This is a genomic window from Parasulfitobacter algicola, from assembly GCF_013315265.1.
Lineage (GTDB): Bacteria > Pseudomonadota > Alphaproteobacteria > Rhodobacterales > Rhodobacteraceae > Parasulfitobacter > Parasulfitobacter algicola.
In genome coordinates this window covers 303,790-328,723 of sequence record NZ_JABUFE010000002.1, presented here as the reverse complement: position 1 = coordinate 328,723, position 24,934 = coordinate 303,790, and the positions used below count along the sequence as shown (strand labels likewise).

The following is a 24,934-nucleotide window of genomic DNA, read 5'->3' as shown; positions in this document are numbered from 1 at the left end:
GGACGTTTTCGCCTTGGGAAAAGCCCATGCCCTTGTGGACATCGTAAATCATGATTGCTGCTTTTTTGTACACTGGCCTTGGGCTTATTATCCTGCTTTTGGCGGGCGATGCGCTGGTCAAAGGTGCTGTGAATATGAGCTTGCGACTTGGCGTCCCGGCATTGATTGTCAGTCTGACCATTGTGGCATTTGGCACATCCGCCCCTGAACTTTTGATCGCCATCAAGGCCATTATGGACAACGCACCAGGCATCGCTTTGGGCAATGTTGTTGGATCAAACACCGCCAACGTTCTGTTGGTTCTGGGCATCCCCGCAATGATATCCATATTGCGAACGGGTGAATGCCAGACGCAAAAAAGTTTCATCTATATGATGTTGGCAACGGTTCTGTTCATTGTGCTTTGCTTTTTTGGACCGATCACCTGGTGGCATGGCCTGATCCTTTTGGCGGCTTTGACTTTTATTCTTGGCGAACAGCTGATCGAAGCCCGCCGCCATCGCGCAAACCATAAAGCCGCAGAGCAATCCGAAGAAGAAGAGGAGGAAGTCGAAGGGGCTGATCCATCTATTCCATGGTGGAAAATCATCTTGTTTTTGGTTTTAGGCCTGATTGGGTTGCCCTTGGGTGCCGATCTGCTGGTCACAAATGCAACGATCATCGCCCGCGAATTTGGGATGTCTGAAACTGTCATTGGTCTGACCCTTGTGGCAATTGGTACATCGCTGCCTGAATTGGCAACAACTGTGATGGCTGCATTGCGCAATCAGGCGGATGTTGCATTAGGCAATGTCATAGGGTCGAACATGTTTAACCTTTTGGCCATTATCGGCATCGCCAGCCTTGTCGGCCCAATTCCGGTCGACGCTGCATTTCTGCGTGTGGATTTGTGGGTTATGTTAGCGGCATCCGTTGTTCTGATCCCGTTTGTCTTTTTCAGGCAGAATATGGGTCGTATTGTCGGGGCTGTGTTGACAGCTGCCTATGTGGCCTATCTGGTTGTTTTGCTGACATAAACGGGACACTTATCATGAAAGCTTTGGTCACTGGCGCAGGCAAACGGCTTGGTCGCAGCATGGCGCTGTATCTTGCGAACCAAGGCTATGACGTGGCTGTGCATTATGCGACGTCAAAATCTGACGCTGATGCGGTTGTGGATCAAATTAAGCAGATGGGGCGGAATGCTGTTGCCGTTCAGGCCGATCTGTTGGTCGAAGCCGAAACACAGGCGCTGGTGGGGCATGCCATTGCGGGATTGGGCGGACCTTTGACGTGTTTGGTGAACAACGCATCCATTTTTGAATATGATACCCTGCAAACTGCCACGCGCGATAGCTGGGACAGACATCTTGAATCCAACTTACGCGCGCCTTTTGTGCTGACTCAGAATTTTGCCAGCCAAGTCCCTGATCCCGAATTGGACGATAGGGGCGAACCGGTCGCCAAAGGGTTGGTTGTGAATATGATTGATCAACGCGTGCGTAAATTGACGCCAGAGTTCATGACGTATGCCATCGCAAAGATGGGGCTTTGGGCATTTACACAGACTGCGGCCCAAGCCCTTGCCCCGCGCATTCGTGTTAATGCCATTGGTCCGGGGCCCACGTTACAGGGTGGGCGTCAATCCGCCGAGCACTTCGGTAAACAACGGGCCGCTACTATACTTGAACGTGGTGCCAATGTAGAAGATATCACCGCCGCGCTGGAATATTTCCTGAATGCGCATGCGATCACAGGCCAACTTCTTTGCGTAGACGGTGGCCAGCATCTTGGCTGGCAAACACCCGATGTTATCGGTGTGGAATAGACAAACATGCAGAGTTGTGCACTTTGTCTCATGTTCGTCAAAAAAGCGTTACAAAAAGTTTAATGATATCAATGATTTGCCCGATCTCATAAAAATATCGTTAAAATTCAATGTGTTGCCGTTAAGCTTAAAAATTAGGCAAATAGCAGAAATGCCCCTTAAACAAGGAAAAATTCCACCTGAGGCAAAGTTATACGCGAAGTTATCCACAGAAAAAGTGGACAGAATTTCTCTTGTCCTTGGCGCAATAAGATTGCAGCCACCCGTTGGAATCATATGTTTGCAAGTATGACGGATTCGATTGCCCCCTTAACAGGCCATGACTGCATTCAGGCCTATCTGAAAACACTGGACACATCGCCCGGTGTTTACCGCATGCTGGATGATCAAGCGCGGGTTCTATATGTCGGCAAGGCGCGGAACCTGACGGCACGAGTGTCAAGTTATGCACGTCCCAGCGGGCACAGTGGCCGGATCGCGCGTATGATCCGCGAAACAGCCAGCATGATGTTTCTGACGACCAAAACAGAAACCGAAGCGCTGTTGTTGGAACAAAATCTGATCAAGCAGCTGAAACCCCGCTATAATGTGCTGTTGCGGGACGATAAAAGTTTTCCCAATATTCTGGTCGCCAAAGATCATGGCTTTCCGCAGATCAAAAAACATCGCGGGGCAAAAAAGGAAAAAGGCGCTTATTACGGCCCATTTGCCAGTGCAGGGGCCGTTAATCGTACCTTGAACCAACTGCAAAAAGTCTTTCAGCTGCGCAATTGTTCAGACGCCACCTTCGACAGCCGCACACGCCCTTGTCTGTTGTACCAGATCAAACGCTGCAGTGGCCCGTGTGTGGGAAAAGTATCCGAAGCTGACTATGCTGAATCTGTGCGCGATGCCGAACGATTTTTGTCCGGAAAATCCACAGGTATTCAGGAAAAGCTGGCCAAGGATATGGCGAAAGCATCCGAAGAAATGGAATTTGAACGCGCCGCTGCATTGCGCGATCGCATCCGTGCGTTGACCCAAGTGCAGTCATCCCAAGGTATAAATCCGCGCGGCGTGGCCGAAGCAGATGTGATTGCGTTACATATGGAAGGCGGCCAGGCCTGTGTGCAGGTCTTCTTTATTCGTGCCAATCAAAACTGGGGTAATCGTGACTATTACCCACGCGTTGGCCCCGATGTCGAAGCGCCCGAAGTGATGGAAGCCTTCATCGGCCAGTTTTACAGCAATAAGCAACCGCCGCGCCTGATTTTGCTTAGCCACCCGGTCGAAAACGAAGATCTGGTGACTGATGCGCTGACACAAAAAGCCGAACGCAAGGTTGAATTGGCCGTACCCTTGCGCGGGGAAAAAGCCGAACTGATTACAGGGGCTGCCCGTAACGCGCGTGAAAGTCTGGCGCGTAAGATGTCTGAAACCGCCACGCAAGGTAAACTGCTGAAAGGTCTGGCCGCAGCCTTTGATCTGGATTCGCCGCCTGCGCGGATTGAGGTTTATGATAACTCGCATATCCAAGGCACCAATGCAGTCGGCGCAATGATCGTTGCGGGACCCGAAGGGTTTTTGAAAAGCCAATACCGCAAATTCAACATCAAAGGTGATGATCTGACCCCAGGCGACGATTTCGGCATGATGAAAGAGGTTCTGACCCGCAGATTTAAACGCCTGCTCAAGGAAGATCCGGATCGCAAAGAAGACATGTGGCCAGATCTTTTGCTGATCGACGGAGGTGCAGGTCAGGTCAGTGCTGTGCGCCAAATCATGACAGAAATGGGTGTGGATGATGTCGCAATGATCGGCGTTGCCAAAGGGGTTGATCGTGATGCGGGCAAGGAAGAGTTTCATCGAACCGGCCAACGCCCCTTTGCGTTGCGGCACAATGATCCGGTGCTGTATTTTGTACAGCGAATGCGTGATGAAGCCCATCGTTTCGCAATCGGGACCCACCGCGCCAAACGGTCCAAGGCCATCGGCGCGACCCCGTTGGACGAAGTGCCCGGCGTTGGGGGCGCACGCAAACGTGCGCTGTTGGGACACTTTGGTTCGGCCAAAGCGGTTAGTCGCGCAAACCTGACGGATTTGAAAGCAGTGGATGGAATTTCTGACACACTTGCAGAAACAATCTATGACTTCTTCCATGAACGGGGATGACAGGCTAAGACACAACGATGAAATGGAATATCCCAAATATCCTGACCACTTTGCGTCTGCTTGCCGCGCCCGCTGTTGCGGTGATGTTTTTGTATTTCAATCGCCCCTATGCCGATTGGTTCGCGCTTGTTTTATTTGTCAGTGCAGCTGTAACGGATTGGTTTGACGGCTATCTGGCAAGGCTTTGGCGGCAGGAAAGCAAGTTTGGTGCGATGCTGGATCCGATTGCTGACAAGGCAATGGTGGTCATTGCCCTGCTGGTGGTTACAGGTTTTTCCGGCATGGATCCTTGGATTTTGCTGCCTGCAACCATGATTCTGTTTCGCGAAGTTTTCGTATCGGGCCTGCGCGAATTTCTGGGCGAAACCGCTAGTACGCTGAAAGTCACAATGCTGGCAAAATGGAAAACAACAGCGCAAATGATTGCGCTGTCGGTTTTGTTTGCCCGCGGTATATTCGAGCATCATTTTGAGGTCCGCATTCAAGGCATGGATGATAGTATCGTCTCAGCAATCCTGACGGGCCAGGAACAAGATGTTCTGGGGTTGCGCTGGCTTTTGGACGGGGCTTGGTACAGTTGGTACAGTGGGGTGGCGCTATTGTGGTTCGCAGCTGCTTTGACCTTGCTGACCGGTTGGGATTATCTGAACAAGGCGCGCCCTTATCTTAAGGATGAAGCATGATCGACGTGATGTATTTTGCCTGGGTTCGTGAACGGATTGGGTTGCCAAAAGAAACCATTGAAACCCGCGCTGAAACTGTCGCAGATTTGGTCGAAGAACTCAAATCCCGCGAAGAACGCTATGCGATGGCCTTTGCAGATGTCAGCGCATTGCGAGTCGCGGTGGATCAGGAGCTTTCTGATTTCGACGCCCCCCTATCCGGTGTACGTGAAATTGCATTTTTTCCACCGATGACGGGCGGTTGATATGACCATCCGCGTTCAACAAGATGCGTTTGATTTGGGCGCCGAAGTTGCAGGGTTTGCTACAGATCGCAAAGACGCAGGTGCTCTTGTCACGTTTACTGGCATTGTGCGCGATCTTACAGATACGGATCTGACCGTGATGGAAATTGAACACTATCCGGGTATGACCGAAAAGGCGCTTGGCGCCATTGCAGATCAGGCTGCTAAACGCTGGTCGTTGGCAGACGTATTAGTCATCCACCGCTATGGACGTATGTCACCCGGCGACAGGATCATGATGGTGGCAACAGCCGCAAAGCATCGCAAGGATGCATTTGAAGCGGCTGAATTTCTGATGGATTATCTGAAATCACGCGCCCCATTCTGGAAAAAAGAGATTACATCGGATGGGTCCGAATGGGTGAACAGCAAAGCTGAGGATGAAGCTGCGTTAACCCGCTGGTGACCAGAGCTTATCAGGCCCTTGCGGGCCTTCTTCGCGAGAAGAAATTAAGGTCAGATAAGTGCATATGATATAATAATAAATCTGATAACTTGCCCTATGTAGTCAACCACATGGTATATCATTGTTGCCTGTTAGCTCCATTTTGGAATTTGGTTTTGGCAACTTCAAAGATGATCTTACCAAAGGGCATCAACGGAACGCTGTCGGTCCGCCTTGCTCGCGCAGCGCGCGAGGTGTTGCATCGACATCGATCCGGGCAGTATACTATCCCTACTGCGATGCGGAATACTGTCGGTTCGCGCCCGCTTCAATCAAGCTGGCACCAACCGCCATGCGCTGGCCACTGACCAGCCCTTCGGCGACCTTTAAGCCACGACCGAAATTGATCAATATCATCAATACTTGCCGCAATGCGGAACATGCAAACATCTATCTGCTTAAGTGTTTCTATCTTCGACCAATCAAAATTTGCGATATCTGAAGTATTTTCACGCTTTTCCTCATCATGTAGACAGGATTGCTCATCCGGAAATTTTAATGATCCAACCATAATTGCGTCATTATCGATGATCCTGATCTATAATGCTTCCTACGACCATATATGGGGCGTATCCAACGAACTAAGCGTTTTACTGGACACATCACCGCCGGTGCAGCTTGTGTCTTGCGCAGCCGTGGGTGCTGCGAAAGATATCAAGGTTGAAAAGACAAAAGACATGCCAAGACAAAAGGTCTGTCTTTATGTGAATAAGCGCCTCTGACGTGATCCTGATTTATGCGTTCGTTATAAACAGTCCAACATATTTTCGGGGCTAGCATCAGGTCCGGAGCCCTTAGTTTGCAAGCTGAATATCTTAACTTTTGGTAAACGCGTCGGTCCGTATATGGCCTGTCTCAATCCCACGCCAATTGGTGATCGGTCCAAAAAGCCGCTTACGTGCAGCGGGGTGATCTGCATCAAGCGCACCAAGGCGCGCTAAAATCGCAGCGATCGCAGCTTCGCTAGCACGGGTCGCGCCATCGATAATCTTCAGCGCAACGCCAATTTTCTTTTCTGGCAAGATGGCGATGAAAACCCCTTCGGCCCCGGTCTTGATGGCCACCTTGCCCCCCATCGCGCGCATCAATTCCGTGCACGCGCGGGTTTCTCCAGCAACAAGTTCTGGAAAGCGTGTCATCGCCTGAACCAACCGCTGTGCGGCATCAGATCGGGTGTCCCCGCCACGGGCGGCTGCGAAAAAGGCCATGGCCCGAGCCAGCCCGTGAACTGTGGTTGAAAAATTCGGCGCAGAGCAACCATCTATACCGAATGTTAACGAGTTGACAGCTGTCAACTTTTCAAAAGTATCCTTGCACGCCACCTGAACAGGGTGGTCAATATCGACATATTCTGGCCCTGCCTTCAGGTGTTTCGTCAGCGTCAGAAAGCCCGCATGCTTGCCGGAACAATTGTTGTGGATCTGGCAAGGCGTGTCGTGGGCGCGGATCATGGCGTGTTTTGCGTCCCTGTCCGCGGGCGCCTGCGGCCCGCAGCGCAGATCTGCATCGCCCAGGTCAAGATCGTCCAACCATCTGCTGACCCGGTCGGTGTGGATCGCAGCCCCCTGATGCGATGCGCACGCCAGCGCCAGATGTTCGTCACTTAGTCCAAATGCATCGGCTGCACCGCTTTCGATCAGGGGCAATGCTTGCACCATCTTGCAGGACGATCGCGGAAAGATGACCGCATCAGGGTCGCCCCATGCGTCCACGATCTGGCCTGTGTCATCACAAATCACCGCGTGGCCCGTGTGCTGGCTTTCCAAAAGGTCGCCGCGCCAGATGTCTACAAGGGGGGCAGGGTGTGTCATTTGCGATGTCTCCAGCAAGGTTCCGCAGATCGTGATATTTTCAGGGCTTTTCCCCCGACGTCTTTTTACGCTATTGTGCGCATATCGAGTTGATAACAGACCCGCCAGCAAAAATCGGTATCAGACCGGATGATTGGCAAAAGGGCACGAGGCAATAGCAGCTTGGAGGCTGTAGGAATGACATTGAAAATAACCTGCGCAGCAGTGGCAATTTGTTTTGCAATTGGTTTGGGTGTGACCCAATCACAGGCGCAAGCACAAGAATCGACAAATCTAGTAGCTGAACATTTTGATTGGGGTGTTTATGCTGAGAGTAATCCAACGGAATGTTGGGCTGTCTCTTCCCCTGTAGAAGTTGAAAATACTAGCCTGAGTGATGGTCGCACCGTTACTGTCCGCAGAGACCCAACCTATTTAATCACGTTTTTTAGACCAGGGGCGGGTGTATCTGGCCAACTGAACTTTACTGGTGGATATCCTTTTGCAAAAGGCTCAACGGTTACAATGCAAGTCGCATCTGATGAATTTCAATTATATACTGATGGTGAATGGGCTTGGGCCTTAAGCCCGGAAGAGGATAAAAAGATTGTTGAGGCAATGCGCCGTGGCGCTGATGCAATATTAATTGCAAGATCTGCACGCGGTAATCAGACTAAAGATACTTTTTCTTTAAGAGGATATACAGCCGCTGTAGAAGACGCAGAGGCACGTTGTTCCAGGTGATATCTCTCAAAAATAAAGATAATTTCATATAATACAGAAAGTCCGGTAGCATATCTAGGACTGCTGCTGTTTCAACGTATGTGTTACGTGCCGGACGAGGCTCTGGACTGCGCGGTTTTCGTAACTAGATACCTGTTAAGCCACAAAGGGGAACAGGATGTTTCAGATATTGCGCAAGAAAGCCGAAATGGTCACGCCGGAAAACGCGCTTGCGGGACGGGCGACGCCCATTCCAACGGCTGATGCGCATTTTGTGAACGGGCGTCCGCTGACGGGGCCTGTTCCGGATGGTATGCAAGAAGCGATGTTCGGTATGGGCTGTTTCTGGGGTGTCGAACGGATGTTCTGGGGGCTGGATGGCGTTTATCTGACGATGGTTGGTTATGCGGCGGGCTATACCCCGAACCCCACCTATGAAGAAGTGTGTACAGGTCAGACAGGCCATAATGAAGTGCTGCGGGTTGTCTATGATCCGGCGGTGATAAGCTATGGCGATCTGCTGCGGGTGTTCTGGGAAGGGCATGACCCGACACAGGGTATGCGGCAGGGCAATGATGCCGGCACCCAGTATCGCAGCGGGATTTATACCTATAACGATGCGCAGCGCGAACTGGCGGATCAGACCAAGACAGAATTCCAGCAAAGACTGGTCGCGTCTGGATATGGTGCGATCACAACTGAAATCATCGACGCCCCGACGTTTTATTATGCCGAAGATTACCACCAACAATATCTGGCGAAAAATCCAAATGGATACTGCGGGATCGGCGGTACCGGTGTGACGTGCCCGATCGGTACATCCGCTTGACGTTTTGTTCCCACGTGCCTAAGCGCGCGTTCAATAGATAGGGAACATTTCGATGACTACATTCACGGCGCTGACGACCCTGGCAGGCAAAGACCAGGCCGAGGCTTTGGGCGAGGCGATGGAACGCCTTGTGCCGGAACCCTCAGGTGTCGGCGTGTTCGAGATCGAGGATGGATCGGGCTTATGGGAAGTGGGCGGCTATTTCATTGAAGAACCCGATACCGCTGGACTGGCAGTATTGGCCACTGCATTTAACGCCAAGCCATTCACGGTATCGCAATTGCCCGAAGTCGACTGGGTCGCCAAAGTGCGACGTGAATTGGCCCCGGTCGAAGCAGGCCGGTTCTTTGTCTATGGATCGCACGATGCGGATAAGGTGCCGGCAGACAAGGTGCCACTGTTGATCGAAGCCTCGATGGCGTTTGGCACGGGGCACCATGGGACAACACTTGGTTGTCTGCAGGCACTGGATTTTCTGATCGAAAGTGGGGTTACCGCGCGGAACGTCATTGATGTTGGGTGCGGTACGGCCGTTTTGGCGATGGCTGCGGCACATATCTGGCCACATGATGTCATCGCCAGCGATATCGACCCGGTCGCAGTTGAAGTGGCGCAGGTCAATGCACAGGCCAATAATCTGGCAGATCGCGTGACCTGCCTTGAGGCTGTAGGCTTTGATCATCCCGACATAAAAGCCAAAGCGCCCTTTGATTTAATATTTGCAAATATCCTGAAATCGCCCTTAATACACCTTTTGCGCGATATGAAAGATCATTCACAACCTGGAGGATATTTGATTCTCTCGGGATTGTTGACGGATCAGACACAGGAGGTCATATCGATTTACACTGAAAACGGTTACAATCTGGTTCGTACTGACAATATTGGTGATTGGTCAGCGCTAATCATGCGGAAAAATGGCTGATATTAGGCAATTAACCACGTCAGTGTTGCGTGCGCCGCATTTTGGTCATAATCATTTGTAACATTTTGTTAATTGTAGCTGCTCGTATGGAGGTTTTGTTGGACAAGTCGCAGATAGAATTTGACCGACGCCTACGGAAATTAAATAAAAAACACACACGGATGTCTCGGGGCGTTGTGACATCTGTGAACCACGATGGACTGATCATTGCGCGTCCGCGCCGTGCTGCTCCGCGTTTCCCTGTGAAGGGCATTATCCTGATGATCATCGCGTTTTTCGCGTTCAAAGGATTTTTGCTGGCTCAGCTGGGCGATGCAACTTATGGACAGCGCATTGCGACACTTCAGCAGGGGACTGGGGTTGAACAAGCGGGTGCATGGGCAATGCAGGTTGATCCATTGACACAGTGGATTGCCGGACAAATCGGCACATACTTAAACTAACCAAGAGTCCACTCACTAAAAAAGCCGCACTTGATATCAAGCGCGGCTTTTTTGTTTGAAACGTCTGTTTGTCAAAACAAACAACGTTGATCTTAGTTCAGACCGATGATGACCTGTTTTTTAAGCGCAACCGAAATGCGGTCGATGTCACCTGCACCAATGCCGATATCGTTCAACTCACGTGCAGAAAGTTTTGACAGGGCTTTGCGTGTTGCACGTGCATCATGCCAAGACATGATCGCCGCAAACAGATTGACGGCAAAATTGCCAAGGCGGGGTTTTCCGGAAACCGGAGTTGTCTCTAAAACTGCCATTTTTCTTGACCTTTTGAACAGCGGGATACTTGATAAGTGTTGATTTTCTAAACGCCAGATAGACGTTGGTTTTTGATTGAACCACCCTGTTTTTCGCATAGGTTCCTTGCAATTTCTGCATAGGTCGTATTTGGTCTAAATGACTGTCGTTTTTAGGAAATTTTACCTATGGTCATGTCGTTTTTCTAATGCGCTGTGGCGAAAACGGCCATTATGGAATGTAAGAAAATTTTGAAATATTTTCAGGTATGATCCGTTTTCCTGTTGCAGATGCGCCGCAATGATTAAATGCGCTTTCTGTTTGGCGTTTGTTCGCGTTTCGTGCTAACCCCGAAGGAACAATAAGTCAGGAAAGACAGAGCAGTCATGCGCGTTTTGGGAATCGACCCCGGGCTTCGCAATATGGGATGGGGGGTCATTGATGTAGATGGCCCGCGGATTAGTCATGTTGCGAACGGAATTTGTAAATCTGAAAAAGGGGAATTGGCTGGGCGTCTTTTGGTGCTGTTTGATCAGTTGTGTCAGGTGGTAACGGATTATCAGCCCACCACGGCAGCGGTCGAGCAAACTTTTGTTAACCGCGACGGGGCAGGAACGCTGAAGCTGGGCCAGGCGCGCGGGATTGCGATGTTGGTGCCCGCGCGCGCCGGGCTGAGTGTGGGGGAATATGCCCCAAATGCTGTGAAAAAGGCGGTTGTGGGTGCGGGGCACGCGGACAAAAAACAGGTGGATCATATGGTGCGGCTGCAACTGCCCGGTGTTCAGATTGCAGGGGCGGATGCGGCGGATGCGCTGGCGATTGCGATCTGTCATGCCCATCATGCGACCAGCGCAGGGCATTTGGCAGCCGCTTTGAAAAAGGCGATGGCATGATCGGGAAATTATCAGGTCGGGTCGATTATCGCGGTGTGGATCATGTGATGATCGACGTGGGCGGTGTGGGCTATATTGTCTATTGTTCGGACCGGACTTTGGCGGCATTGCCACCTGCAGGGCAGGCGGTGGCGCTTTATACCGATCTGCTGGTACGCGAAGATCTGTTGCAGCTGTTTGGCTTTACCACGCTTGTCGAAAAGGAATGGCATCGCTTGTTGATGAGCGTTCAGGGCGTGGGGGCCAAGGCCTCTATGGCGATCCTGAGTGCTTTGGGCGCAGATGGTGTGGGCCGCGCGATTGCGCTGGGTGATATGAATTCAGTCAAGGCGGCCAAGGGGATTGGCCCCAAGACAGCGCAGCGTGTTGTGAATGAGCTGAAAGACAAGGCGCCCGGCGTGATGGCCATGGGTGGAACATTGCAGGCCGCAAAAGGGGTGGCGATCGCCGAGGTCATCGAGACCCCGGCAACCGCGGCGCCGCCCACCAACGCGGCGGCTGAGGCAGAGGCGCTGTCGGCGCTTGGCAATTTGGGATATGCGCCCGGCGAAGCGGCGGGGGCCGTGGCCGAAGCCGCGCGCGATGATCCTGGCGCGGATGTGGGCGGCTTGATCAAGGCTGCGTTAAAGCTGTTGGCACCGAAGGGATAAGGGATGAGCGAACCTGATCCCACCCTGCGCCCCGAGCGGCAATCTGAGGATAATGACCGCGCGTTGCGGCCGCAATCATTGGATGAATTCATCGGTCAGGCCGAAGCGCGAGCCAATCTGAAGATCTTTATTCAATCCGCCCGACAGCGGGGCGAAGCGATGGATCACGCGCTGTTTCATGGCCCGCCCGGTTTGGGAAAGACTACGCTGGCGCAAATCATGTCGCGCGAATTGGGCGTGAACTTCCGTATGACCAGCGGGCCTGTTTTGGCCAAGGCCGGTGATCTGGCGGCGATCCTGACCAATCTGGAAGCACGGGATGTGCTGTTTATTGACGAAATTCACCGGTTGAACCCGGCGGTGGAAGAGGTCCTTTACCCGGCGATGGAGGACTTTGAGCTGGATCTGGTGATCGGTGAAGGTCCTGCGGCGCGCACGGTACGGATTGAACTGCAGCCCTTTACGCTGGTCGGGGCCACGACGCGGCTTGGCTTGCTGACAACGCCCTTGCGGGATCGGTTCGGTATTCCGACGCGGTTACAGTTTTATACGGTGGATGAGCTGCACGAGATTGTCACGCGCGGCGCACGGTTGATGGGCGCACCGGCCGAGCCTGAAGGTGCACGCGAAATTGCCAAGCGCGCGCGCGGCACACCCCGGATTGCGGGGCGCTTGCTGCGCCGTGTGGTGGACTTTGCCGTGGTTGAAGGTGACGGATTTGTGACGCAGGCGATTGCGGATAATGCACTGACACGGCTTGGCGTGGATCATCTGGGGCTGGATGGGGCGGATCGCCGGTATCTGAACTTAATTGCAGAAAACTATTTTGGCGGACCGGTCGGGATCGAAACGATTGCAGCGGCGCTTAGCGAAAGCCGCGATGCGCTGGAGGAGGTGATTGAGCCATTTTTGCTGCAGCAGGGGTTGATCCAACGGACACCGCGCGGACGGATGTTGGCGCACAAAGCCTGGGCGCATCTGGGGTTGACAGCACCCAAGGGACAGACGGATTTATTTGGCTGAGACAGCTGAATTTGAGTATTTGGGGATCAATGAGAATATGACACCGCAAGAGGTTGAGGCACTGTTCACTCGATCCGATGGGGATTACGTTTTTGCGCGATGGGGACGGCCCATTGTGCCTGTTGTCTTTGGTGTCGAAGATGCAACGATTTCGGTTCTTAAAGGTGCGATTGAGGCGATTGTCGTGTTGGCTAGGCATCAGATGGCGGAAACAGATCCGGAACTGGGTGCCAATCTGATGGTGTTTTTCTGCAAAGACTGGAATGAACTGCCGGATGTGCCACATCTGGATCAGTTGATCCCGGATTTGAAGCCTTTAGTCACGAAGCTTAACGCAGCCGATGCCAATCAATACCGGATTTTCCGCTTTGACGGGCAAGGGGGTATTCGGGCATGTTTTGTTTTTATCAAGATAGATGCGCATTTGGCCGAAGTGTCGGCTGAAACACTGTGTCTTAGTCAAATGGTGCAATCCATCTTACTGTGGTCAGACCGGGCGTTTCAGAATGCGTCACCCTTGGCTGTGGTTGGGGATACGACGGTGCTAAAGCCCGAGGTGGCATCGGTCATCCAGGCGGCCTATGATCCTGTTATGCCTGTGGTGGCGGATGATGCCAGCCATGCTTTGCGCCTTTTTGCCCGGATGGAGAAACCGCAATGACACATCTTTGGCCCTTGCGCGTGTATTACGAAGACACTGATTTCGGGGGCATCGTCTATTATGCGAATTATCTGAAATATATTGAACGCGGCCGGACAGAATATGTGCGCGACATGGGCGTGGATCAGGTGGCGCTGAAGGAAAACGATGGCATCGTCTTTGCCGTACGCCGGGTTGAGGCCGATTATCTGGCAGCGGGAAAATATGATGATGAGCTGGTCGTTGAAACTGAATTAAGCCACGCCACTGGCGTCAGGATGATTTTTGATCAAAAGGTCAAGCGGGGCGATCAGGTTTTGTTTTCCGCAACCGTGACGGTGGTGGCAATCAACAAAGCCGGTCAGGCCACGCGTTTGCCAGCAAACATTCGCCGACATTCAAAGCCTTGAAAAGATAATTTGCGCCGATAACATGGTTGTCATGGCTTTTCTTTGAAAACTAAGCTATTCATATAATCAATCAGAGCCGGAAACACGGCCGACAAAAAAGAGCAGGCAAATGGAAGCTGTAGATTTTTCGATGTGGGCGCTTTTTGCGCGCGCAACACTTGTAGTAAAACTTGTCATGATCATGCTTATTTTAGCCTCATTCTGGGCTTGGGCGATCATTATCCAGAAAATTATCGTATATCGGAAAGCCCGCGCAAATGCGGCGCAATTTGATGTGGCGTTCTGGTCGGGCGAGCCATTGGATGGGCTGTTTGACAAGATCGGCATGGCACCCACGGGGGCTGCGGAAAAGATATTCGCATCTGGCATGATGGAATGGCGTAGGTCGCATCGCAATGATGGCGGGCTGATCGCAGGGGCGCAAAGCCGGATCGACAGGTCCATGGATGTCGCTATCGCGAAAGAGGCCGAAATCCTGCAAAAGGGTCTGCCGGTTCTGGCGACGGTCGGATCAATCACGCCCTTTGTCGGATTGTTCGGCACTGTTTGGGGCATCATGAATGCCTTTATTGAAATTGCCGAACAGCAAAATACCAATCTGGCCGTCGTGGCCCCCGGTATCGCAGAAGCGTTGCTGGCCACGGGCTTGGGTCTTTTGGCCGCAATCCCGGCAGTGATTTTCTATAACAAGTTCATTGCCGACAGTGATCGGATCTTGGGTGGTTACGAGGCGTTTTCAGATGAATTCGCCACCATTCTTAGCCGTCAGTTGGATAGCTGATCATGGGCGCGGGACTTATGGCAAAAAGTGACGATGGCGGCGGACGCCGCCGCAAGCGTCGCCGGTCACAACCGATGGCCGAGATCAACGTGACACCGTTTGTTGATGTTATGTTGGTGCTGCTGATTATCTTTATGGTCGCAGCCCCAATGCTAACGGTTGGCGTGCCAGTTAATTTGCCTGAAACTGCGGCCAATGCGCTGAGCACGGATCAGGAAGAACCGCTGACCGTAACATTAACCGCCGACGGTGTGATCGCAATTCAAAGCACCGAAATTGCCGACGAAGAATTGATTAGCCGTTTGACTGCGATTGCGGCAGAACGGGATGGCGATAAAATTTTCCTGCGGGCCGACGGATCTATTCCTTACGAACGTGTTATGCAGGTAATGGGCGCGCTGAATGCGGGTGGGTTTTCAAATATTGGTCTTGTGACAGATATTGGCGGCCCGACGCTGGACGGGCAATAGCGAGGCAGACGTGAGCATCGGAACCTATATCTCGGGGATTGGGCACATCGGTCTGATCACTTGGGCGATATTCGGCGGTGAATTCCGGTCCGATCCGCTGCCATTTGAAGATGTGCAGGTCACGACGATTTCCGGCGAAGAATTTGCAGCCCTGACAGCGCAGTCTATTGCGCCCAATGTTGTCACCAATGTCGAAGTACCTGTCGCGCCCGAGGTGGCTGAAACGCCTGAATTGGTCGTGCCCGAAGATGAACCCGAACAATCCGAAGTCGCGCAAGCCCCACCGCTTGAGGTGCCTGATGCACCGGAGATTGATGTATCAACACCCGCCCCACCGCCGGAACCCGACCCGCCTGTGAACGAAACAGACCCCGCGGATGAAGTCGGGCAGGAAGCCGTGGATGTTGTCGCGCCCGTTCCAACCGAAGCGCCAGAGCCTGATGTTGAAACTGCCGATACGACGCAAGAGGCGGTCGAGCCGACAGATGAGGGCGAAACCGTAGTGGAAGAGGTTGAGGCCACCGCACCGCCCGAGGCAGGAACAGAGATTGTGACCGAGGCCGAAGAAACTCCCGGCGCGCCAGCGCGATCAATACGCCCGCAAGCCCGCCCGGACCGTCTACAAACAGCGCAAGCCGAGCCAGAGCAAGAAGCCGAACCGGAAACCCCTGCGACAGAGGTGACAGAAACGATTGATACCAGCGATGCTGTCGCCGAGGCTTTGGGGGCTGCACTTGGCGACACACCTTCGGGCCCGCCACTGACACCGGGCGAGACGGAAGGCTTTCGTCTGGCAGTCGGCGAATGCTGGAATATCGGTGCACTTGGAACGGATTCGCTGAACGTGATCGTCGTTGTGGGCTTTTCGATGGATCTAAATGCTAAGCCAGTCAGTTCCTCTATCAGATTGATATCGTCATCCGGCGGCACGGATGATGCGGTTAACCGATCCTACGAATCCGCCAGGCGGGCTATTCTTCGATGCGGCACAAGCGGTTATAATCTGCCGGCAGACAAATACGATCACTGGAAAGAGATCGAAATCACCTTCGACCCAACCAAAATGGGGATCAGATAATGCGGTTTATTCTTAGTCTTATCATGACGCTTTTTCTTTTTATTCCAGTTGCTTCGGCTGCTGAACCTTTGAAATTGAGACTTGATAATCCCCTTGTTGAACCCATGCCATTTGCCACGCCGGACTTTCAGCCGGAAACTGCGGCGGCGAATGAATATGCGGTCAGAATTGCACGTGTGGTGGCCAGTGACTTGACCGGAACGGGTCTTTTCCGCGAAATTCCGCCGCAGGCTTATATCTCAAATGTCAGCAGTTTTGCATCACCCGTTCAGTATTCGGACTGGCGTGCCGTCAATGCGCAGGCCCTGATCACTGGCGCCGTCAGCGTTGATGCGGGCGGGCGTTTAGTGGTGAAGTTTCGTTTGTTTGACATCTTTTCGGGTGCTGAAATGGGCGATGGTCTGCAATTTGCGGGCAGCACAGATGCTTGGCGTCGCATGGCGCATAAGGTGTCGGATGCCGTCTATCAGCGGATTACCGGGGAAAGTGGGTATTTTGACAGCCGTGTGGTTTTCGTTAGTGAAACTGGCCCCAAAGAAAATCGCGCCAAGCGGCTGGCGATCATGGACTATGATGGCGCAAACATTCAATATCTGACCGATAGTTCATCCATCGTTCTGGCACCAAGGTTTTCGCCCACGGGTGACCGGGTACTATATACCGGGTACGAGACAGGCTTTCCGCGGATTTATCTGCTGGATGTTTCAAACGTGGGTCGGCGTGCGCTTGCGATGCCCGAAGGCACCATGAGCTTTGCACCCAGATTTGCCCCGGATGGTCGTACGGTAGTGTTTTCACTGACAACAGGCGGCAACACGGATATTTATCGCATGGATCTGAATTCAGGATCCTTGTCGCGGTTGACCAACAGCCCTGCGATTGAAACGGCGCCCAGCTTTAGCCCTGATGGCAGCCAGATCGTGTTTGAAAGTGACCGCAGTGGCACGCAGCAGCTTTACATCATGTCCGCAAATGGTGGCGAACCGCAGCGGATTAGCTTTGAAGATGGGCGCTATGGGACACCGGTTTGGTCGCCCCGTGGGGATCTGATCGCCTTTACCAAGCAAGCCGGCGGGCGTTTTCATATCGGTGTGATGAATGTCGATGGCAGCCGCGAACGTCTGCTGACGTCGAACTTTCTGGATGAAGGTCCGACGTGGTCGCCCAATGGCCGTGTGATCATGTTTACCCGCGAAACCCAGGGCGTGAATGGTGCGCCATCTTTGTATTCAGTTGACATATCGGGTCGGAATTTGCGCAGTATTCGGACAGACAACGCGGCTTCTGATCCATCTTGGGGGCCGTTGCAGCCTTAGCGTTTCCAAAGCGATCTGATGATGCTAGGATAGTAATTATAACAACATAAAAAGACTTGCGGTAAAGGACAGAGCAGATGACATATCTTAAGAAAGCAGCCCTTATGCTGGCGCTATTGGGCGCTGCGGCTTGTACGAACGGTGATCGTTTTGGCAACAATGGCGAAGGCGGTGCAGGTGGCCCCGGTGGCGCAAATGGTGGTATCGAAAGCGGAACACTGGATCCTGCGACACCACAATATTTCAATCAGACCGTTGGAAATACGATCAACTTTGCTGTGGATCAATCCACACTTAGCCCTTCTGCGCAGTCTGTTTTGGATGGACAGGCGGCATGGCTGATGGCGAATACCACCTATATCGCTGTGATCGAAGGTCACGCTGACGAACAAGGTACGCGTGAATACAACCTGGCCCTTGGTGCACGTCGTGCAGCAGCTGTGCGCGACTATCTGGTATCCAAAGGTGTGGCCGGATCACGGATGCGCACGTTGACATATGGTAAAGAGCGCCCGTTGGCATCATGTTCGACCGAAGAATGCTATGCGCAGAACCGTCGGTCTGTGACCATCATTTCAGCGGCCGGAGTAAGCTGATCCAATGAGAAGAACACGTGCTTTCCTGCTGACACTTGGGCTTTTATTGCCATCGGCTGGCGTGGCGGACACGCTGGCAGATGTGCGGGCCGAGTTGGGCGCGATGTATCAACAGATCGAAAGTTTGAAGGCAGAACTGTCGCCAACCGGATCGTCCAGCAATCTTAATCAGGATGGCACGCTTCTGGATCGGATCATATCTATTGAAAGCGAACTGTCGCGACTGACTGCCAAGACCGAACAGCTTGAATTCCGCATTGGTCGCGTTGTTCAGGATGGGACAAATCGTATTGGTGATCTGGAATTCCGGATCTGCGAGTTGGATGAAAATTGCGATATTGGCACACTTGGTGAAACGCCCACGTTGGGTGGGGAAACCATTGGCGCCACCAGCGGGCAACAAGTTAGTCAGCCGTCTGGTGGACCGCAATTGGCGATCAGCGAAGCGGCTGATTTCGATCAGGCAAAGGCGCTGTTTGAACAGGGTGACTTTGCAATGGCCATTCAGAAATTTGATGCATTCAACGATACCTATCCTGGTGGTCCGTTGGCAGCGCAGGCTAATTTACTAAAAGGCGAAGCACATGAAGCGATGGGCGATACAGCCCCGGCTGCACGTGCTTATCTGAATGCGTTTTCCAGCGATCCCAACGGGCAGGATGCACCCCGTGCACTGACCCGATTGGGCACATCATTGGGGCGTCTTGGCCAACAGCGTGAGGCGTGCGTGACTTTGGGTGAAGTCGAAATTCGCTTTCCCAACAATGCCCAAGTGACCGAGGCGCGAACTTCCATGCGCGACCTGGGGTGTCAGTAAGCCTATACGATAAATTTGTCAGCGCATTCGATGATCTGACACAGGAACGGCGGCCGGATCGGGTCGCCGTTGCCGTTTCTGGTGGCAGCGATTCGATGGCTTTGCTGCATCTGATGGCGCAATATTCGGCACGCACAGGCGTATTCCTGCAAAGTGTTACAGTCGATCACAGGTTACGTAAGGGTGCGGCGGATGAGGCTGAGATGGTTGGCCGTGCGGCCGCGAAATTGGGCGTTCCGCATCATATTCTTGGGTGGGACGATTGGGATGGCCGTGGCAATCTACAGTCCCAGGCACGACAGGCACGGTATGATCTGATTGGACAATGGGCGCAGGACAATCAAATCTTGCACGTGGCATTGGCACATACTTTGGATGATCAGGCCGAAACCGTTTTGATGCGGCTTGCGCGTGGCTCTGGCGTTGATGGGCTAAGCGGCATGCATCCGATGCGCCAGCATGGTCCGGTGGCCTGGTTGCGCCCGCTTTTATGGGCCAAGCGGCAAGAATTGCGTGATTATCTGACGGGGATTGATCAGCCTTGGGCCGATGACCCTTCGAATACCGATGATCGGTTTGATCGTGTCAAAGCCCGTCAGATAATGGGGTTGTTGGCAGATCTTGGTTTGACACAAGACCGTTTGGCGCAAACTGCATCGCATATGGCGCAGGCACGTTATGCCCTTGAAATTGCAACGCAAGATTTGGCGCGGCGCATCGTGACATTACGGGCAGGCAATGTTGTTTTCCAGCAAAACGATTTTCTGGATGCGCCGGGTGAGTTGCGTGACCGTTTGCTGGCGCATGGGTTGGGATGGGTGTCGAGGCAGTTTTATAAACCAAGATACAAAGCGCTGTCACAGGTGGTCGATGCCGTTCGAAACGGACAGCAAAGTGTTCTGCACGGTGCCTTGATTATTCCAAAGAAGGGTCAGATCTGGATTACCCGCGAATTTAAAGCTGTGTCAGATTTAAGATGTTCGACAGATCAGATGTGGGACAATCGCTGGCGCGTTTCTGGACCGAATACCAACGATCATGAGATTCGCGCGCTTGGTGAAACGGGCCTTGCACAGCGCCCGGATTGGCGTGATCTGCAAATTCCACGCAATGCGCTGATAAGTTCGCCATCAATCTGGCACGGCAGCGATTTAATTTCCGCCCCAATTGCAGGATTTGTTAATAACTGGACCATTAAATCGATAAAAAGTGACAATGATTTCTTTACTGCCATTATAACGCATTGAAGAAAGTCGTGTGATCTCTATTTTAGAGGTAACGAGGCGGGTCTATCGAGCCCGATCAGAAGAATTCATAGGAGAGTTTCCTTGGGCAACGCGAGAAACATCGCATTTTGGGTCGTTCTGTTTTTGATGATCCTTATACTGTTCAACATTTTCAATGGTGGCCAAAGTTCGGCGCAGAATGAAAAGGTTGATTATTCCGTATTCTTGGACCGCGTTGAAAGCGGTACTGTCGGATCTGTTGAGATCGACAACCAGACTATTCGTGTCACGAACAATGATGGCACCGAATTTACGACAGTCGCCCCACCAAACGCAGGCGAGGAATATCGCCCGATCCTGCGCGAAAACGGCGTGACCGTCAGTGCCGAAAATCAGGAAGAATCTACATTCCAGAACTTTCTGCTAAGCCTTCTGCCGTTTCTTCTGTTGATCGGGGTGTGGATTTATTTCATGAACCGCATGCAAGGTGGTGGCAAAGGTGGTGCGATGGGCTTTGGGAAAAGCCGGGCCAAACTGCTGACTGAAAAGCAGGGGCGCGTTACATTTGACGATGTCGCCGGCATTGACGAAGCTAAAGAAGAGCTGGAAGAGATCGTTGAATTCCTGCGCAACCCGCAGAAATTCAGCCGTCTTGGCGGTAAAATTCCGAAAGGTGCATTGCTTGTTGGCCCCCCCGGTACTGGTAAAACGTTGCTGGCGCGTGCCATTGCGGGCGAAGCGGGTGTGCCGTTTTTCACAATATCGGGTTCGGACTTTGTCGAAATGTTCGTTGGAGTTGGTGCATCCCGTGTGCGCGACATGTTCGAACAGGCCAAAAAGAACGCGCCGTGCATCGTCTTTATTGACGAGATCGACGCAGTCGGTCGTCATCGGGGTGCCGGATATGGCGGCGGAAACGATGAACGCGAACAGACTTTGAACCAGCTTTTGGTTGAAATGGACGGGTTTGAGGCTAACGAAGGCGTGATCATCGTGGCTGCCACAAACCGTCGCGATGTGCTTGATCCTGCGCTATTGCGTCCAGGTCGTTTTGATCGTCAGATCACGGTACCCAATCCCGATATCAAGGGCCGCGAAAAAATTCTGGGTGTGCATGCCCGCAAAACACCGCTTGGTCCTGACGTGGATCTGCGGATCATTGCGCGGGGCAGCCCCGGGTTTTCTGGCGCGGATCTGGCCAACCTGGTGAACGAAGCTGCTCTTATGGCTGCCCGTGTTGGACGCCGTTTTGTCACCATGGAAGATTTTGAAAGCGCCAAAGATAAGGTCATGATGGGTGCTGAACGCCGGTCAATGGTCATGACGGCAGAACAAAAGGAAATGACGGCTTATCACGAAGCGGGTCACGCAATTGTGGGGATCACGTTGCCCAAATGTGATCCGGTTTATAAAGCCACGATTATTCCGCGCGGTGGTGCGTTGGGCATGGTGATGAGCTTGCCTGAAATGGATCGCCTGAACATGTTCCAGGACGAATGCCATCAGCGCCTTGCCATGACGATGGCCGGTAAAGCGGCTGAAGTGTTTAAGTATGGGGCTGAACGTGTGTCCAATGGTCCTGCCGGGGATATCCAAAGTGCGTCAGGTCTGGCCCGTGCAATGGTCTTGCGTTGGGGGATGTCCGATAAGATTGGTAACATCGACTATGCCGAAGCACACGAGGGATATCAGGGTAATACGGCTGGTTTTTCGGTTTCGGCTAATACCAAGCAGTTGATCGAAGACGAGGTGAAGAAATTCATTCAGGATGGGTATGAAACCGCTTTGAAGATTATTACCGAAAAGGAAAAAGAGTTCGAGCTGCTTGCAAGAGGGTTGCTGGAATATGAGACTTTGACAGGTGACGAAATCCACCGTGTCATCCGTGGTGAACCGCCGCATTCGGACGACAAAGATGACAAGCCTGATCAGGGATCTGCGGCGTCGGTGACAGCCATTCCAAAAACAAAGCCGAAAAAGCCACGCGCGCCCGATAGCGAGCTTGAGCCAGAACCAACGGCATAAGACTTTTGCTAAAAGGCCCCGCACATCGTTGTCGGGGCCTTTTTATATCAATACTTAAGATCTGCGATATTTACATGCCAGCACTTGTCCCAACTGATTTCTTCGGCACGATTACATGGCTGGGGTATGTTCCGGACCGAACCGCATCCCTGCGATCTCAATCATTACAGTCTGTTACGGCGACATTTGCGGGTGTAGAGGGCGAAGATCATGCCGGGTTGACGCGCCTGTCATGCTCACGGGTGACATCACAACATCCCCGGGGCACAGTCATCCGAAATGTCAGACAGTTTTCGATGGTTTCAATGGAGGAAATGGCTGAGGTAGCTGATTTGATGGGCGTGTCAGACATTCAACCGGAATGGGTTGGGGCCTCCATGGTAATTGGCGGTTTGCCTGATTTCACATATCTACCGCCCTCGTCCAGACTGCAATCTGGGTCGGGAACAACATTGGTTGTCGACATGGAAAATCGGCCATGCCATCTGCCTGCGAAAGTGATTGATGAAGATTTGCCTGGCTTTGGATCAAAATTCAAAGCGGCGGCCAAGGGTAGACGTGGGGTAACTGCGTGGGTTGAACGCGAAGGTATCTTGCAGATTGGTGAAAAGCTGCGCCTGCATGTGCCGGAGCAGCGGTCTTGGAAGGGCGTTTAGATCAAAACCAAAAGCGCCATTCCCAAGCCAAGCGCGAAACCAAAATGAATAGCGATTGTAATACCAGACATGTCAGACCCTTTCCTGTTTCTATAAAGTGAACTGTTGATGGGCCGATTGGTTCCCAAGATTTCCGATAAGACACAATTAACTCCACCGCCGCCGATTCCAGTGGTGGAAATGTCGGAAATGCATCGGTCAGTCGCTTGTCGGGCGGCTATAGCCGAAGATAGACAGATGTCATCACAGGGACGCAGGGACAAACCATGAGCTTTAAATCCGATATTGAGATCGCCCGCGAAGCGAATAAGAAACCTATCCAAGAGATTGGTGCAAAGCTGGGGATCACAAGTGATGACCTGCTGCCCTATGGCCATGACAAAGCAAAAGTCAGCCAGGATTTTATCAACTCGGTCCAGGGACGTGAAAACGGCAAGCTGATCCTTGTTACAGCCATTAACCCGACACCGGCCGGTGAAGGCAAGACCACGACGACGGTCGGGCTTGGTGACGGGCTGAATGCCATTGGTAAGAAGGCTGCGATTTGTATCCGCGAGGCGTCGCTTGGGCCGTGCTTTGGTATGAAAGGTGGCGCGGCGGGCGGTGGCTATGCCCAAGTTGTCCCGATGGAGGAGATGAACCTGCATTTCACAGGCGATTTCCACGCAATCACGTCGGCACATAATTTGTTGTCAGCGATGATTGATAATCATATTTACTGGGGTAATGAGCTTGAGATCGACATCCGCCGTGTTGTGTGGCGCCGCGTTTTGGATATGAATGATCGCGCCTTGCGTCAGATTACAGCGTCATTGGGTGGTGTGGCCAACGGTTTTCCACGCGAAGCCGGGTTTGATATCACTGTTGCATCCGAGGTCATGGCCTGTTTGTGTTTGGCCAATGACCTGACCGACCTGCAAAAACGTCTGGGCGATATCATCGTTGCCTATCGCCGGGATCGGTCGCCTGTCTATTGTCGCGATCTGAAAGCTGATGGTGCGATGACGGTTCTGTTGAAAGATGCGATGCAACCGAACATTGTGCAAACTCTTGAAAACAATCCGGCTTTTGTTCACGGCGGTCCATTTGCGAATATCGCCCACGGCTGTAATTCGGTCATTGCGACGACTACGGCATTGAAACTGGCTGATTATGTTGTGACCGAAGCGGGCTTTGGCGCCGATCTGGGCGCTGAAAAATTCATGAACATTAAATGCCGCAAAGCCGGTATAGCGCCCGATTGCGTGGTGCTGGTGGCGACTGTGCGTGCGATGAAGATGAACGGTGGTGTGGCCAAGGCCGATCTAGGGCCTGAGAATGTTCAGGCGGTGCAGGATGGCTGCCCGAACCTTGGGCGTCATATTGGCAATGTCAAAAGTTTCGGCGTGCCGGTCGTTGTTGCGATCAATCATTTTGTTAGTGATACAGACGCCGAAGTGCAGGCTGTAAAAGACTATGTCGAAAGCCAAGGAGCCGAGGCAATCCTTTGTAAACATTGGGCTTCCGGGTCTGACGGGATCAAAGAACTGGCCACGCGCGTTGCTGAAATTGCCGATAGCGGTGTCAGCCAATTTGCCCCGCTTTATCGCGATGACATGCCCTTGTTCGACAAGATCGAAACCATTGCCAAGCGCATCTATCGCGCAGACGAGGTTCTGGCCGATCAGAAAATTCGTGACCAACTGCGCGCCTGGGAAGATCAGGGGTTTGACCATCTTCCGATTTGTATGGCAAAAACGCAATATTCGTTCAGTACCGATCCAAACTTGCGCGGTGCGCCAACAGGCCATGGCGTTCCGGTGCGCGAAGTGCGATTAAGCGCGGGTGCGGGCTTTATCGTGGTGATCTGTGGTGAGATCATGACGATGCCGGGATTGCCCAGAACGCCATCGGCGGAACAGATCATGCTGAATGATGCCGGTGAGGTCGAGGGGCTGTTCTAGGCTGTTTTGTATAATTTGTACGCCTATTTTGTACAA

General features: G+C 52.6%; 28 protein-coding genes. 25 read left to right on the top strand and 3 right to left on the bottom strand.

Annotated features, from left to right (window positions below; translation table 11 throughout):
- The first annotated feature begins 53 nt into the window (after positions 1–53).
- The 6 genes from HRQ87_RS05435 (at position 54) to HRQ87_RS05410 (ending at position 5,331) form a co-directional block, all read left to right on the top strand.
- Entirely contained in the window at positions 54–1,016 is a 963-nt protein-coding gene (locus tag HRQ87_RS05435; protein WP_174136315.1) for a calcium/sodium antiporter, read from the top strand.
- Between the two features lie 14 nt (positions 1,017–1,030).
- On the top strand, positions 1,031–1,807 hold the full coding sequence (locus HRQ87_RS05430) for an SDR family oxidoreductase (RefSeq protein WP_174136039.1): 777 nt from the start codon (positions 1,031–1,033) through the stop codon (positions 1,805–1,807).
- 276 nt (positions 1,808–2,083) lie between these two features.
- Positions 2,084–3,958, top strand: coding sequence for an excinuclease ABC subunit UvrC (gene uvrC / locus HRQ87_RS05425; RefSeq protein ID WP_425501514.1), 1,875 nt, complete (start codon positions 2,084–2,086; stop codon positions 3,956–3,958).
- Between the two features lie 17 nt (positions 3,959–3,975).
- Positions 3,976–4,641: a CDP-diacylglycerol--glycerol-3-phosphate 3-phosphatidyltransferase gene (pgsA, locus tag HRQ87_RS05420; protein ID WP_174136035.1), complete on the top strand. Its 666-nt coding sequence runs from the start codon at positions 3,976–3,978 to the stop codon at positions 4,639–4,641.
- Positions 4,638–4,886, top strand: a complete 249-nt coding sequence (gene moaD / locus HRQ87_RS05415; RefSeq protein ID WP_174136033.1) for a molybdopterin converting factor subunit 1 — start codon at positions 4,638–4,640, stop codon at positions 4,884–4,886. The genes pgsA and moaD overlap by 4 nt, the downstream gene beginning before the upstream one ends.
- 1 nt (position 4,887) lies before the next feature.
- On the top strand, positions 4,888–5,331 hold the full coding sequence (locus HRQ87_RS05410; RefSeq protein ID WP_174136031.1) for a molybdenum cofactor biosynthesis protein MoaE: 444 nt from the start codon (positions 4,888–4,890) through the stop codon (positions 5,329–5,331).
- Positions 5,332–5,601: 270 nt separating this feature from the next.
- Here the strand turns inward: HRQ87_RS05410 and HRQ87_RS20445 are convergent, their stop codons facing one another.
- Both HRQ87_RS20445 and HRQ87_RS05405 read right to left on the bottom strand, forming a co-directional pair.
- Positions 5,602–5,727, bottom strand: a complete 126-nt coding sequence (locus HRQ87_RS20445) for a hypothetical protein (protein ID WP_281356590.1) — start codon at positions 5,725–5,727, stop codon at positions 5,602–5,604.
- A 458-nt stretch (positions 5,728–6,185) separates the two neighbouring features.
- Positions 6,186–7,181 (bottom strand): asparaginase, encoded by a 996-nt coding sequence (locus HRQ87_RS05405; RefSeq protein WP_174136029.1) that lies wholly within the window; start codon positions 7,179–7,181, stop codon positions 6,186–6,188.
- Positions 7,182–7,358: 177 nt separating this feature from the next.
- Here HRQ87_RS05405 and HRQ87_RS05400 point away from each other — a divergent pair, with 177 nt between their 5' ends.
- The 4 genes from HRQ87_RS05400 (at position 7,359) to HRQ87_RS05385 (ending at position 10,080) form a co-directional block, all read left to right on the top strand.
- Positions 7,359–7,904 (top strand): invasion associated locus B family protein, encoded by a 546-nt coding sequence (locus tag HRQ87_RS05400; protein ID WP_174136027.1) that lies wholly within the window; start codon positions 7,359–7,361, stop codon positions 7,902–7,904.
- Positions 7,905–8,061: 157 nt separating this feature from the next.
- Positions 8,062–8,712, top strand: coding sequence for a peptide-methionine (S)-S-oxide reductase MsrA (gene msrA / locus HRQ87_RS05395; protein WP_174136025.1), 651 nt, complete (start codon positions 8,062–8,064; stop codon positions 8,710–8,712).
- A 52-nt stretch (positions 8,713–8,764) separates the two neighbouring features.
- Positions 8,765–9,637 (top strand): 50S ribosomal protein L11 methyltransferase, encoded by an 873-nt coding sequence (locus HRQ87_RS05390; RefSeq protein WP_174136023.1) that lies wholly within the window; start codon positions 8,765–8,767, stop codon positions 9,635–9,637.
- Positions 9,638–9,813: 176 nt separating this feature from the next.
- Positions 9,814–10,080, top strand: coding sequence for a hypothetical protein (locus tag HRQ87_RS05385; protein WP_343035142.1), 267 nt, complete (start codon positions 9,814–9,816; stop codon positions 10,078–10,080).
- A 92-nt stretch (positions 10,081–10,172) separates the two neighbouring features.
- Here the strand turns inward: HRQ87_RS05385 and HRQ87_RS05380 are convergent, their stop codons facing one another.
- Entirely contained in the window at positions 10,173–10,394 is a 222-nt protein-coding gene (locus HRQ87_RS05380; RefSeq protein ID WP_174136019.1) for a DUF1127 domain-containing protein, read from the bottom strand.
- A gap of 366 nt (positions 10,395–10,760) precedes the next feature.
- Between HRQ87_RS05380 and ruvC the strand changes: the two genes are divergently transcribed.
- The 15 genes from ruvC (at position 10,761) to HRQ87_RS05305 (ending at position 24,898) form a co-directional block, all read left to right on the top strand.
- The gene (gene ruvC, locus HRQ87_RS05375) at positions 10,761–11,267 is read left to right on the top strand and encodes a crossover junction endodeoxyribonuclease RuvC (RefSeq protein WP_174136017.1); all 507 of its coding nucleotides are present in this window, start codon (positions 10,761–10,763) and stop codon (positions 11,265–11,267) included.
- Positions 11,264–11,917, top strand: a complete 654-nt coding sequence (gene ruvA / locus HRQ87_RS05370; RefSeq protein WP_174136015.1) for a Holliday junction branch migration protein RuvA — start codon at positions 11,264–11,266, stop codon at positions 11,915–11,917. The genes ruvC and ruvA overlap by 4 nt, the downstream gene beginning before the upstream one ends.
- Positions 11,918–11,920: 3 nt before the next feature.
- Positions 11,921–12,940, top strand: coding sequence for a Holliday junction branch migration DNA helicase RuvB (gene ruvB, locus HRQ87_RS05365; protein ID WP_174136012.1), 1,020 nt, complete (start codon positions 11,921–11,923; stop codon positions 12,938–12,940).
- Positions 12,941–12,977: 37 nt separating this feature from the next.
- The gene (locus HRQ87_RS05360; protein WP_174136313.1) at positions 12,978–13,601 is read left to right on the top strand and encodes a hypothetical protein; all 624 of its coding nucleotides are present in this window, start codon (positions 12,978–12,980) and stop codon (positions 13,599–13,601) included.
- Entirely contained in the window at positions 13,598–13,990 is a 393-nt protein-coding gene (gene ybgC, locus HRQ87_RS05355) for a tol-pal system-associated acyl-CoA thioesterase (RefSeq protein WP_174136010.1), read from the top strand. The genes HRQ87_RS05360 and ybgC overlap by 4 nt, the downstream gene beginning before the upstream one ends.
- Before the next feature lie 109 nt (positions 13,991–14,099).
- Positions 14,100–14,771: a protein TolQ gene (gene tolQ / locus HRQ87_RS05350; RefSeq protein WP_174136008.1), complete on the top strand. Its 672-nt coding sequence runs from the start codon at positions 14,100–14,102 to the stop codon at positions 14,769–14,771.
- 2 nt (positions 14,772–14,773) lie between these two features.
- A complete protein-coding gene (gene tolR / locus HRQ87_RS05345; protein ID WP_174136006.1) occupies positions 14,774–15,241 on the top strand; it encodes a protein TolR in 468 nt (155 codons plus the stop codon).
- A 10-nt stretch (positions 15,242–15,251) separates the two neighbouring features.
- Entirely contained in the window at positions 15,252–16,319 is a 1,068-nt protein-coding gene (locus HRQ87_RS05340) for an energy transducer TonB (RefSeq protein WP_174136003.1), read from the top strand.
- The gene (gene tolB / locus HRQ87_RS05335) at positions 16,319–17,635 is read left to right on the top strand and encodes a Tol-Pal system beta propeller repeat protein TolB (RefSeq protein ID WP_174136001.1); all 1,317 of its coding nucleotides are present in this window, start codon (positions 16,319–16,321) and stop codon (positions 17,633–17,635) included. Before HRQ87_RS05340 ends, tolB begins: the two co-directional genes overlap by 1 nt.
- Positions 17,636–17,712: 77 nt before the next feature.
- Positions 17,713–18,231 carry a peptidoglycan-associated lipoprotein Pal gene (gene pal, locus HRQ87_RS05330; RefSeq protein ID WP_174135999.1) on the top strand — a complete coding sequence of 173 codons (519 nt, stop codon included), beginning with the start codon at positions 17,713–17,715 and terminating at the stop codon, positions 18,229–18,231.
- A 4-nt stretch (positions 18,232–18,235) separates the two neighbouring features.
- Positions 18,236–19,048, top strand: coding sequence for a tol-pal system protein YbgF (gene ybgF / locus HRQ87_RS05325; protein ID WP_174135997.1), 813 nt, complete (start codon positions 18,236–18,238; stop codon positions 19,046–19,048).
- Complete coding sequence (tilS, locus tag HRQ87_RS05320) at positions 19,039–20,295, top strand: tRNA lysidine(34) synthetase TilS (protein WP_174135995.1); 1,257 nt, start codon at positions 19,039–19,041, stop codon at positions 20,293–20,295. The genes ybgF and tilS overlap by 10 nt, the downstream gene beginning before the upstream one ends.
- An 81-nt stretch (positions 20,296–20,376) precedes the next feature.
- The gene (gene ftsH / locus HRQ87_RS05315; RefSeq protein WP_174135993.1) at positions 20,377–22,299 is read left to right on the top strand and encodes an ATP-dependent zinc metalloprotease FtsH; all 1,923 of its coding nucleotides are present in this window, start codon (positions 20,377–20,379) and stop codon (positions 22,297–22,299) included.
- 74 nt (positions 22,300–22,373) lie between these two features.
- Positions 22,374–22,955, top strand: coding sequence for an MOSC domain-containing protein (locus HRQ87_RS05310; RefSeq protein ID WP_174135991.1), 582 nt, complete (start codon positions 22,374–22,376; stop codon positions 22,953–22,955).
- Between the two features lie 266 nt (positions 22,956–23,221).
- Complete coding sequence (locus HRQ87_RS05305; protein WP_174135989.1) at positions 23,222–24,898, top strand: formate--tetrahydrofolate ligase; 1,677 nt, start codon at positions 23,222–23,224, stop codon at positions 24,896–24,898.
- Positions 24,899–24,934 lie beyond the last annotated feature (36 nt).

Bases quoted from the DNA above. Each gene is read 5' to 3' on its own strand.
- ruvA (WP_174136015.1), top strand. From the start codon at position 11,264: ATGATCGGGAAATTATCAGGTCGGGTCGATTATCGCGGTGTGGATCAT.
- HRQ87_RS20445 (WP_281356590.1), bottom strand. From the start codon at position 5,727: ATGATATTGATCAATTTCGGTCGTGGCTTAAAGGTCGCCGAAGGGCTG.
- msrA (WP_174136025.1), top strand. From the start codon at position 8,062: ATGTTTCAGATATTGCGCAAGAAAGCCGAAATGGTCACGCCGGAAAAC.
- moaD (WP_174136033.1), top strand. From the start codon at position 4,638: ATGATCGACGTGATGTATTTTGCCTGGGTTCGTGAACGGATTGGGTTG.
- HRQ87_RS05405 (WP_174136029.1), bottom strand. From the start codon at position 7,181: ATGACACACCCTGCCCCCCTTGTAGACATCTGGCGCGGCGACCTTTTG.
- HRQ87_RS05430 (WP_174136039.1), top strand. From the start codon at position 1,031: ATGAAAGCTTTGGTCACTGGCGCAGGCAAACGGCTTGGTCGCAGCATG.
- HRQ87_RS05390 (WP_174136023.1), top strand. From the start codon at position 8,765: ATGACTACATTCACGGCGCTGACGACCCTGGCAGGCAAAGACCAGGCC.
- tolQ (WP_174136008.1), top strand. From the start codon at position 14,100: ATGGAAGCTGTAGATTTTTCGATGTGGGCGCTTTTTGCGCGCGCAACA.
- HRQ87_RS05380 (WP_174136019.1), bottom strand. From the start codon at position 10,394: ATGGCAGTTTTAGAGACAACTCCGGTTTCCGGAAAACCCCGCCTTGGC.
- HRQ87_RS05305 (WP_174135989.1), top strand. From the start codon at position 23,222: ATGAGCTTTAAATCCGATATTGAGATCGCCCGCGAAGCGAATAAGAAA.
- tolB (WP_174136001.1), top strand. From the start codon at position 16,319: ATGCGGTTTATTCTTAGTCTTATCATGACGCTTTTTCTTTTTATTCCA.
- HRQ87_RS05400 (WP_174136027.1), top strand. From the start codon at position 7,359: ATGACATTGAAAATAACCTGCGCAGCAGTGGCAATTTGTTTTGCAATT.
- ruvB (WP_174136012.1), top strand. From the start codon at position 11,921: ATGAGCGAACCTGATCCCACCCTGCGCCCCGAGCGGCAATCTGAGGAT.
- pgsA (WP_174136035.1), top strand. From the start codon at position 3,976: ATGAAATGGAATATCCCAAATATCCTGACCACTTTGCGTCTGCTTGCC.
- pal (WP_174135999.1), top strand. From the start codon at position 17,713: ATGACATATCTTAAGAAAGCAGCCCTTATGCTGGCGCTATTGGGCGCT.
- HRQ87_RS05310 (WP_174135991.1), top strand. From the start codon at position 22,374: ATGCCAGCACTTGTCCCAACTGATTTCTTCGGCACGATTACATGGCTG.
- ybgC (WP_174136010.1), top strand. From the start codon at position 13,598: ATGACACATCTTTGGCCCTTGCGCGTGTATTACGAAGACACTGATTTC.
- HRQ87_RS05360 (WP_174136313.1), top strand. From the start codon at position 12,978: ATGACACCGCAAGAGGTTGAGGCACTGTTCACTCGATCCGATGGGGAT.
- ybgF (WP_174135997.1), top strand. From the start codon at position 18,236: ATGAGAAGAACACGTGCTTTCCTGCTGACACTTGGGCTTTTATTGCCA.
- HRQ87_RS05410 (WP_174136031.1), top strand. From the start codon at position 4,888: ATGACCATCCGCGTTCAACAAGATGCGTTTGATTTGGGCGCCGAAGTT.
- ruvC (WP_174136017.1), top strand. From the start codon at position 10,761: ATGCGCGTTTTGGGAATCGACCCCGGGCTTCGCAATATGGGATGGGGG.
- uvrC (WP_425501514.1), top strand. From the start codon at position 2,084: ATGTTTGCAAGTATGACGGATTCGATTGCCCCCTTAACAGGCCATGAC.
- tolR (WP_174136006.1), top strand. From the start codon at position 14,774: ATGGGCGCGGGACTTATGGCAAAAAGTGACGATGGCGGCGGACGCCGC.